This window comes from Sporosarcina sp. D27, assembly GCF_000586555.1.
GTDB lineage: Bacteria > Bacillota > Bacilli > Bacillales_A > Planococcaceae > Sporosarcina.
In genome coordinates, this window is sequence record NZ_AZUC01000050.1 from 22467 (window position 1) to 32181 (window position 9715).

Sequence of the window (9715 nt, forward strand, 5' to 3'; positions counted from 1 at the left end):
AGCTAATTCCTAGTGAAAAGTCTGAACGGCGTTTTTAGTACGAGTCTTTATTTCGTTTCAAATGCTATGTGATTGCTAGTAAGGGATAGTACTGGAGAATGGAGAAGACTATTGGAATGTTCAAGATAAGCAACAATTAGTTTAGGTTAAAAGTCTGTGTCATGATGCAGTACCACTATATTAAAAGGAGAAGCACTTATGAACTACGATATCCGACACGTAAGCGAAACAAATAGAAGAGAGATGTTAGCCTTGCGTGTAGCAGAAAATCAGCGTGGCTTCATCGAAACAATAGAAGAATGCTTAGCGGAAGCCGCGCAATGGAAGGAATTTCGGCCAGTGGGTTTGTATGTCGATAACGTGCCTGTTGGCTTTGCGATGTATGGTTCCTTAAAGGATAGCCAGGGAGGCAATAATCTTTGGATTGATCGGATGCTAATTGATGAGCAGTTTCAAAGTAGGGGATTCGGCCGAGTGTTTATGGGACTGCTAATGGAACGGGTGCTGAAGGAATATGGAGAGCAACCGGTTTACTTGAGTGTTTATAAAGATAATCGGGGTGCAGTTCACTTGTATGAAACACTCGGTTTCATATCCATCGGTGAATATGATACAGACGGTGAAGAGATAATGCGTAAGGGCTAGTTAATGAGAGCTTGGATAGAATTTCTTACTGAACCGCTAACTGAACGAAGAGAGAAGGGGAGCTATGAAGTACATCTATCTATTCGTAATAATAGGCTTGTTGACGGTATTAACTGCCTGCCAATCAAAAGAAGCGGAGCAATTCATCGAGCAGGAAAGCACAGTGGAAGAAGCGCAACAACTAGTCGAGGAGGCGATGATTGAGAAAGGGCTGACTGTGTCAGCAGGAAAAGTGCAATATGACAATATCGGAAAGTCAGCAGATACGAGCCGAGTTGTGGTCGATTATGAAACGGAACATGATCCTGTTTACAAAGGTCGCGCTTTTTTGCGTGTGGATGAGGAGGCAGAGCCTAGAAGGTTTGCCGGTGTGGATCATCTAGGGCTGGAACGTACGGAAGGCCTTCAGACACTTGGGGATGTGTTAATGGAGAGAATCTCAACTGCAGCCCATCAATCTGCAGTGCCTAAAGTAGAAGAAATAATGAAGGCAATTCCCGGATTGAGCTGGGAAGAGAGCGAAAAGATTGTCATTAAACAAGTGGAATATGATAAGGAAATGTTACCTGAACTATTGAGGTTGTACGGAGAAAATCAACTAGCAGACCCATATGAAAAGGAAGCAAAAGAATGGATGGAACAGTATAAGGGGCGTTCAGATAATGATGAAGCTGAAATGTGGCTGACTTTTAACTACGCTGGTGTAATGACGAATGCACACTTTGAAGATATTTTGAATCGGTTTACTGGATTGGAAGGGACATGGGATGGACCTCTTTATGTAAGGATTACCTCAGATCAATTTGATGAGTCCGAGGAACCTATCTACAATAAGTACTCCAACGGAAAGGGATCGAATGTGTTCATTGGGGTCTTTGAGTGATGATTTGCATGACGGCACGCCACATGCATGTACAAAATTTAGGAGGAGATACGGGGGGACCTTCCATCAAGCATCCATGGATAAATATAATTAAAAGCAACTTTCCTGCAATGAAAAAGACGCAGGAAGGTTGCTTATTTTTCTTGAAACGATGCACAGATTGGAGCCGAAGCAGTGCTGGAATCCCTCAACACAGCTAAATTAAATTGCAGAGCTCTATATATGCTTCGAAAATGATATCAATTTGTTAATTGAACAGTGTTTGGGACTGTGCGATGTCCCGTGTTACTTAGTTTTTAAGCTCCCAACACTAAATATACCAGCATATAGACGGACGAAACGATAGTGATAATTGCGATCAGTAACTTTAACTGTGGTATCGGAACTTTGTTTGCAATCCGTGTTCCTGTCAGAATTCCGATGATTGTACCAAGCAAGCTGGCAACAATCATCACGGTAATTGAGTCAGTATTAGCTCGGGAGAAGTATCCCGCCATGGAAGGGATAGCTATAATGACGGAGTTTAAGAGACTCACGCCGACTGCCACTCTAATATTGACTCCAAGACTCGCTAGCAAAGGTACTAATAATATTGGTCCGCCAGCCCCTGTTAGCGCGCAGATGACTGCTGTCAAAAATCCAAGTAGCATCACGAATAGGCGATGATCCAACAGGGATGAACGTTTTTGTTCAGTCTCGCCTCGGTTTTTCTTGAACAGAATGGATAGCCCCGCGAGCAGGACGAATAGATAAAGGAAAAGCTTTACTAGAAAATCGGAAGTTAAGACATTGATTTGGACACCCAAAAAAGCTCCAGGCAGGCTGCCGATACTTAAAAATAAGGCAAGCTTCAAATCCATTTGTTTCATCTTCCAATAAGAGTAGGCTCCGAGTACGCCCGAGACTGCAAACGCCAAAAAACTTAGTGCAAGAGAGTCGTGTACTGGCATGTGTAAAAAACCGACATAAATTAATGGCAATAGGAAGCCGGCAATCCCGGATATCCCTAAAAAGATGCCAATCACTAAGTTGGCAAGTAAGACGATACAAAAAAGAAAAATGGACATAAGTTAGACCTCGATTATTCTTAACCCTATGAAATGGGTTATATATTTGCTCGATTTGCAAGTTCTTTCATTGCAAGTTTGCTTTCGTATACTATTTTCTCTTCATCCATTGTAAGGACTTGTCTGTCTTTCATCAATAGTTTTCCATCGACGATTGAATCTGTTACGTCCCGGCTTGTTACAACTTCAATCAGCGTATTTAGTAAATTGTGGGTCGGTTGGATATGGGGTTGATCGACATCTATGAGGATGAGATCCCCTTTTTTGCCGATTTCCAACGTTCCTAATTGGTCTTCCCGAAGCATCGCCTTTGCTCCTCCTAAAGTTGCCATTTCCAATAGAGTTTTTGAAGGCATGACGACAGGGTCGAAAATAGGAGCACCGAAAGACGAACGCATTAGTGATTTGAACACTCGCATCTGATCGAACAAGTTTAAACCGGAATGCCCAGCACCATCGGTTCCAAGACTGACTGTTATTTCTTTTTGTAATAATTGAGGGGTATTCGGGACCCCTTTTCCAGAATTACTGACAGGACTATGGGCAACTTTACATTGATAATCTCTGATGATTTCCATTTCGTTTGCAGAAAGAAGAATGCTGTGAGCTCCTAAGAAGCGCTCATCCAGTACACCTAAAGATTCCAAGTACTCGTATGGCCGCATTTTGTAATTTTCAAGACAATAACCGATTTCATTTGTATATTCGTTCATATGGGATTGTACACCGGTAGAGCAAGCCTTTGCCGTTTTAAATACTTCTTGGATTAGATCAGGCGTGCAAGAAATGATAGAGCGCAGGGAAAACCAAACGTCTAATCTCCCATCGCCAGATCCGTTGAACTCGTTGAACAATTGACGATTGAGGTTAATGTTTTCTGCGATAGATAACTTCATATCTGTGGGAATCTCTTTGCCACTATCCATCGTTGAAGACGTAATGACTCCGCGCAAACCGGATTCCAAGACCGATTCAGCCACCTTATGCATATGCCGCCCACCTGCATCGATGAAAGAGGTGGTTCCGGATTTGATCATCTCTAGGCAACTTAGTTGGGAACTGATGCGTACGTCCTTTTCCTGAAGACGACTTTCAAAAGGAACCATGATCCGTGTCCAAATCATCGGCAATTCATCTGCTATCCGCCCTCTTAAAAGTTGCTGGCACGTGTGAGTGTGGGCATCGATGAGACCCGGCATCGCGAATTTACCTTTCGCATCCACGGTTTCAGTCGCTGTGAAGGATTCCGAAACTGTTGACGTGTCTCCGATATCGACAATGGTTTGATCTTTTATCACAATAGCTTGGTTATGTATGACTTGAAAGTCAGGGGCCAGTAGGGAACAATTTTTAACAATCAGATCCGCATGTTCTTCTCTTTTCTGCATGATAGTCCTCCATGATTTTTTTTGGGTGCATCATTCAAACGTATTTGTCACATTCAAAAAAACTTCGGCAAACGTAGCCTGTATAAGGAAAGTACCTGTAAAGACCAAGATAGCGACGATTACCATTTTCCAACTTTGGCTAATGAATGACTTGAAGTCGAGTCCTATTCCAGCAAGGGTCCCGACAATTGTAATCGGAGCCATGAAAGAAATTTTAGCTGTAGCATCAATAATTGGCTGGGCAATCGGTGATATAGGGCTTGCCACAACCATTCCAGTTAACACGACATAGACGATAGGTGGAATTTTTAAAGGGATCAGCTTTCCTAATGAAATACCGACAAACGCAATGGCAGACAATGTGAGTACACCCGGAATAGATTCTGTAATGGACACATTGTTGCCGATTAGGTTCGCCATGAGCGTCGTAACGACTGAGGTCAGGATAAGGGAAAGAGTCCAGTTACGCATATTCATAGCCATGTTAAGCTCCTCCTTTTACTTTATGTCTTTTGAGGAAACTAGGAAATCCACCTGAAAGCTTTGGCTCCAGAAAGTAATACAATTTCTTTGTAAGTGGAAGAGAAATGAACAAAGTAAAATAAATTCCTACAATGGCAGACAACATATCACTTGCTCCTGCCAGCATGACAATCTGATCAGCGTATTCAGGATAGATAGTTGCAAGTGTACCTGACGCAGCCGCCATCATCACGCCACTCCCGATTCCGCAAGCCATCGCAAGTGCCAACGGGTGAAAAAAGTTAAACGATGCGACAAAGCTTGCTAAAAATCCGATATAGACAGTACCTATTAAAAAACCGATGATGTATATGGAAAGGGCACCTCTTGCTTCGGGGGAATCAGAACCGTAAATATGACAAATCAAACCATAATCCTTATCCCGGCACGTTGAACTCGTTGCACCAATTGCTTCTTTTTTGATGCCGAGCAGCAATGCTACAGGTAATGCGAGCAATATTGTTCCGACATGACCGAGCTCTTGGAAAGCTAGTGCCGGTCCAACATTGACTAATTCAGGAAGGTTGGCACCCGCTAATACACCGACTTTCGCCATAAAAGGAGTAATCACTACGAGCACTAGTGAGGAGGCCTTTTTTGCTTCCTTCTTTGTGAAGAAACGTAAAATATCCTTTCCAAGTAACACACTGATCACAATTGCAAAAAGCATAGGATAAATTACAATTAAAGCGGATCCTAAATGGAAAGTTTTCATTCCGATAAATTCGGCGATGATGACAATGATGAAAGCCGCTATATATAAGCGAGCATTCTCTTTTAAATTCCCCCATAACGATTGTCGTGGATGTGATGTACTTTCCATTTTACTCTTCCTCTCTAGTGAATTTTTTCAAATTCTGCATATGAAAATGGAAAAAACTCTAGTTTTTTCAACTAGAGTTTGACAGGTGAACAGACTGAGAAAACGAAAAGAAGGCAAACCATGCACCTCATTTACAAAGTGCGGCTACCTGATCGTTTTTTCGTCATTCTTCGTAGTCAAACTATTTACGGTAGTTTGGTAGAGACTTTTGGACCCTATTTCCAAGTTTATACGATGAAATTGAAATGCGAACTTAATTGGTTGTTAACAACTCATTGTTCGGATAGTAACTAAACTAACCTAATTTATTTTGAAAGTCAAAGGTTTATTTCATAATAAGACGAAGTATGTGAGTGTTTTTGGATAACGTCAGCCCTTAAAAGAGTGACAACAACCTATAAACCAAAGGAATATAAAAAAAGAGCGAAGGACAATTGGGTGCATGAATGCTTGTTTGACCAAGGAAATAATTACGAATTGTGCACGAGTTGTTCCTTACACACATTCGAAAAAGGGAAGCTCCAACAAGTCGAGTTTCTTGACCTGTTGAGTGCTCCCTTTGCTTACCTCTTCTTATTCACCACAAAGTTCTTCTGCGATATTGACAAAATAATTTACACCATACTGCAATGCAGTCTCCTCAATCTTGAATTTCGGATGGTGCAGGGGATAGGCATTGCCAAAGTCTTCATTATGAACACCGATAAACTGCATAGACGCAGGGACTACTTCCGAATACGCTGCAAAGTCCTCAGCGCCAAACATTGGCTCTGGCAAGTCGATTACGTTCTCTTCTCCGACTAATTTAGCTGCAGCGCGACGTGTGATTTCCGTTGCTTCTGAGTCATTATGAACGGCAGCACATCCGAGGTCCCATTTGATTTCAGCTTTTGCACCGTGCGTGTTTGCGATTCCGTTTACCACTTGGTCCAAGTACTCTCGAGCCTGTACGCGAACAACGGGGTCGTGTGAGCGAATTGTTCCACCGAACGATGCACGATCTTCTATGACATTCAACGAGTTTCCACAATTGAACTTTGTCACAGTGATGACAGGTGCCTGCAAAATCGGTAATTTACGAGAGACGATCAGTTGAATATTCGTGACGATTTCTGCTCCGATAATGAGCGGATCGATTGCAAGCTCCGGAGTGGAAGCATGGCCACCGCGTCCGATGATTTTTACTTCAAAATCATCTCCTGCTGCATTCATCTTACCGGCACGCATCGAGAACTTACCTGCGTTTTCGTAAGGATAGACATGTAATGCAAACACGTAATCGACGCCTTCCATGACACCGTGCTCAACAAGTTCTTGAGCTCCGCCCGGCGTTACCTCCTCTGCATGTTGGAAGATGAAACGGATCTCTCCGCTGAATTCATCCCGTCTTTCCGACAACGCTTTCGCAGCACCCATCAGCATAGAAGCATGTGCATCATGACCACAAGCGTGCATCACGCCTGGATTTTGGGATTGGAAGTCGATATCTGTCTCTTCATGGATAGGCAATGCGTCAATATCTGCGCGGAACGCGATCGTGCGAGATGTTTCAGCAGCAGGTTTCCCGCCTTTTAATACAGCATAGACACTGGTTTTTGTTGGTCGAGATACTGTAAGTCCAGGAAACTCAGAAACAGTTTTATAAATATAGTCCGATGTTTTATATTCGTGATGGGATAGTTCCGCATTTTCATGTAGATGACGTCTCCATGAAATGACTTCTTTTTGCAAGGATTCTTGACTTAAAACCAATTGTATAACCCCCTAATTATTTTAAAATGGTCCGTAGTTAATGGCTTGAGCAATGATGAGGAAAATAACCGTGATCCCTATCTGTATTAATACATATGGGAATACCCATTTGACCCATTGAGTGAACGGAATTCCAGCAATAGCGAGTCCTGCTAACAGAACGCCGCTCGTTGGAATAATGGTATTCGAGATCCCATCACCCATCTGGAAAGCGAATACCGCAGTTTGTCTTGTAACGCCAATTAAGTCAGCGAGAGGTGTCATTAGTGGCATCGTTAGAGCTGCTTGACCGCTTCCAGAAGGAACGATGAAGTTGATGACCAACTGCATAAAGAACATTCCGATTGCATTGATAGATGCGGGCAATTGGCCAACTAATCCTGCAGAAAAATATAAAATGGTATCTAATAAGCCACCGTCTTTCGTAACGACCAGAATCGTTTGAGCAATCCCGATGATTAAAGCCCCAGCTACCATTTCTCGTGCTCCTGATACGAAACCATCTGCCATCTTATTCATAGATAACTTTCCGATAATCCCCATAATAATCGCACTGAAAAGGAAGATACCGCCGATTTCACTAATGTACCATCCGAATTTAATGACTCCGACAACTAAGGCGATGAAGTTCGCAAGTAGGACAAGTAAGGCAAGTAAATGTCTTTTACTCATCTTAAAGTCCATATCGATGGCTACTTGATCTTTCGGATCGAACTTGCCATAGATACCCGCTGCAGGATTCTTCTTAACCTTCATCGCATGTCTATAAATGAAGACGACTGTTAGTAGGTAAAAAACAATGAAAATTGCAATGCGTAATCCCATACCGGAATAGATTGGGAGTTCAGCAATGCTCTGTGCAACAGCTACATTAAATGGATTGGTAATACCTGTAACAAATCCAGTTGCCATAGTTCCAAGCATGACAATGGCGAATCCAGTTAACGCATCCATCCTCAGTGCCATCGTCATCGGAACGATGATGGCGATATAGACGAGTGTGTCTTCAGCCGATCCAATTAACGTACCAAGTAACGCGAAAATCAGAACCAATAATGGAATCAGGACAATTTCCCGTTTTCCAAAACGTGCTGCGACAACCTTGATGAATGAATCAATCGCCCCTGTTGCTTGCATTATTCCAAGTGCACCACCAAAGAGGAACACGAACAAAATAATATGCGCGCCTTCCATCAAACCTACATGCACACTATTAAACATTTGAAGGACGCCAACAGGTGTGTTGTCTACAAATTCAAATGAGTTAGCATCCACAAGTGTCCGACCATCTTGTTCAATTCGATCATAATGACCCGCCGGCACGATATAAGTAAGGACGGTCATAATGACAATGACGATGAACATAAGTGCAAATGCATTCATCCCTTTTTCCGGAGTTTCTTGTTCTTGATGATTCAAGTAATCTTTCGTTGGCTTAGTCATAATATCCCCCCCAGGATAACGAAAATGTGACATGCATTGAATCTATCCTATTATCAAATTTTTTAGATAATAGGTATTGTTTGACTTACATGAACGCCATTAAAAACTTTGTTGTTTGGAGAACAACATCTAAGGAAGTTCTCGTGTTCATCTACTGTCTTTTTGTGGAAGCGCTTCCACGAGTGATTAGACAAATCCGTGGAGCTATTGCCACCACGTTACAGACAAGTAAATCTTATATTACTTGTGATACTTCGTTCGTTTTTGATTTTCTCTAGTTGTACTTAAAGTATATTGAATTTTTTGAAGCGCCTCCTTTAAGTGCTCTACAAAAATTCAAATTCACTATGTATACATCTTAGAATAATAATCTATCTCAACTCCTTTTCCGTTAAGCGGAAAGTGTTTCCGGTGAAAGGAAATTTGTTATATAGAATATATGCTGAATTGAATGTGATGTCAATATATTTCGAAAAATTATCCAGCATATATTCTCGGTGCTTGTGAAAAAAATAGATGATGCTTTAAATCTGTACAGTTTGAATCTTTAAAAGATATGAATCGTAGAAAATAATAAGCAGTCTTGTCCAGGTGTCAGTAAACAATTGAAAGGGGATCAAGCCGATGGAATTTAAACCCAAAATAGATAAGAAGTTTCTTTTGTTCATCGGTAGTTGCATGTTCGTAATCGGCATCGGCACATGGTGGCCACTGTTTCTAGAAGGCGGAACCGATTGGCCAGTTATTTTGACACTTACCATTGTGTTTCTATTCAGTGTTGGTGTCATTGCATGGTGCAGTTTTGCTGTTCGCTATGTTTTTCATCCCGATTATTTGTTAGTAAAAGGTGGACCATTCCGAAGTGAAATTCCTTATGAAAACATTACGACTATAGGCACTACACGCGACATCTATACAGGCTATCGGTTGCTTTCGTCAGTGGATGCTCTTGAATTGTTTTACACACATGCATTACTCGGCAGTGTGAAAATTTCACCGCAAGACAAAGATTCATTCTTACAAGAACTTCTAGACCGTAATCCAAGTATAAAGGTATTGGAAACCAATAAATGAAGAAAAACATAGGGGGTTCGGCATATTCTGAGCTCTCAGACTGTAGGCAAACTCCATTTATTATGGGGTTTGCCTACAGTCTTTTCTTTACAAAAGAATTAACTATGTAAAGTTGATT

The 9715-nt window shown here is 41.7% G+C and carries 9 protein-coding genes and 1 riboswitch; of the genes, 3 read left to right on the plus strand and 6 right to left on the minus strand.

Annotated features, from left to right (window positions below):
* The first annotated feature begins 198 nt into the window (after positions 1–198).
* Together N693_RS0113635 and N693_RS0113640 are read left to right on the plus strand one after the other, a co-directional pair.
* Entirely contained in the window at positions 199–645 is a 447-nt protein-coding gene (locus N693_RS0113635) for an N-acetyltransferase (protein WP_025785384.1), read from the plus strand.
* Between the two features lie 64 nt (positions 646–709).
* Positions 710–1528, plus strand: a complete 819-nt coding sequence (locus N693_RS0113640) for a hypothetical protein (protein WP_025785385.1) — start codon at positions 710–712, stop codon at positions 1526–1528.
* Positions 1529–1824: 296 nt separating this feature from the next.
* Here the strand turns inward: N693_RS0113640 and N693_RS0113645 are convergent, their stop codons facing one another.
* From N693_RS0113645 to N693_RS0113670, 6 genes are all read right to left on the minus strand, one after another.
* On the minus strand, positions 1825–2595 hold the full coding sequence (locus N693_RS0113645) for a sulfite exporter TauE/SafE family protein (protein ID WP_025785386.1): 771 nt from the start codon (positions 2593–2595) through the stop codon (positions 1825–1827).
* Between the two features lie 38 nt (positions 2596–2633).
* A complete protein-coding gene (locus tag N693_RS0113650; RefSeq protein WP_025785387.1) occupies positions 2634–3983 on the minus strand; it encodes an amidohydrolase family protein in 1350 nt (449 codons plus the stop codon).
* Positions 3984–4013: 30 nt separating this feature from the next.
* Positions 4014–4466, minus strand: coding sequence for a hypothetical protein (locus N693_RS0113655; protein WP_051508747.1), 453 nt, complete (start codon positions 4464–4466; stop codon positions 4014–4016).
* A gap of 1 nt (position 4467) precedes the next feature.
* Positions 4468–5328: a DUF3100 domain-containing protein gene (locus N693_RS0113660; protein ID WP_025785389.1), complete on the minus strand. Its 861-nt coding sequence runs from the start codon at positions 5326–5328 to the stop codon at positions 4468–4470.
* Between the two features lie 153 nt (positions 5329–5481).
* Positions 5482–5583, minus strand: a riboswitch (purine riboswitch).
* A 318-nt stretch (positions 5584–5901) separates the two neighbouring features.
* Complete coding sequence (locus N693_RS0113665) at positions 5902–7080, minus strand: M20 family metallopeptidase (protein ID WP_025785390.1); 1179 nt, start codon at positions 7078–7080, stop codon at positions 5902–5904.
* Between the two features lie 21 nt (positions 7081–7101).
* Positions 7102–8523: a YfcC family protein gene (locus tag N693_RS0113670; protein ID WP_025785391.1), complete on the minus strand. Its 1422-nt coding sequence runs from the start codon at positions 8521–8523 to the stop codon at positions 7102–7104.
* Between the two features lie 624 nt (positions 8524–9147).
* Between N693_RS0113670 and N693_RS0113675 the strand changes: the two genes are divergently transcribed.
* Positions 9148–9597 carry a PH domain-containing protein gene (locus tag N693_RS0113675; RefSeq protein WP_025785392.1) on the plus strand — a complete coding sequence of 150 codons (450 nt, stop codon included), beginning with the start codon at positions 9148–9150 and terminating at the stop codon, positions 9595–9597.
* Positions 9598–9715 lie beyond the last annotated feature (118 nt).

Bases quoted from the DNA above. Each gene is read 5' to 3' on its own strand.
- N693_RS0113635 (WP_025785384.1), top strand. From the start codon at position 199: ATGAACTACGATATCCGACACGTAAGCGAAACAAATAGAAGAGAGATG.
- N693_RS0113640 (WP_025785385.1), top strand. From the start codon at position 710: ATGAAGTACATCTATCTATTCGTAATAATAGGCTTGTTGACGGTATTA.
- N693_RS0113645 (WP_025785386.1), bottom strand. From the start codon at position 2,595: ATGTCCATTTTTCTTTTTTGTATCGTCTTACTTGCCAACTTAGTGATT.
- N693_RS0113650 (WP_025785387.1), bottom strand. From the start codon at position 3,983: ATGCAGAAAAGAGAAGAACATGCGGATCTGATTGTTAAAAATTGTTCC.
- N693_RS0113655 (WP_051508747.1), bottom strand. From the start codon at position 4,466: ATGGCTATGAATATGCGTAACTGGACTCTTTCCCTTATCCTGACCTCA.
- N693_RS0113660 (WP_025785389.1), bottom strand. From the start codon at position 5,328: ATGGAAAGTACATCACATCCACGACAATCGTTATGGGGGAATTTAAAA.
- N693_RS0113670 (WP_025785391.1), bottom strand. From the start codon at position 8,523: ATGACTAAGCCAACGAAAGATTACTTGAATCATCAAGAACAAGAAACT.
- N693_RS0113675 (WP_025785392.1), top strand. From the start codon at position 9,148: ATGGAATTTAAACCCAAAATAGATAAGAAGTTTCTTTTGTTCATCGGT.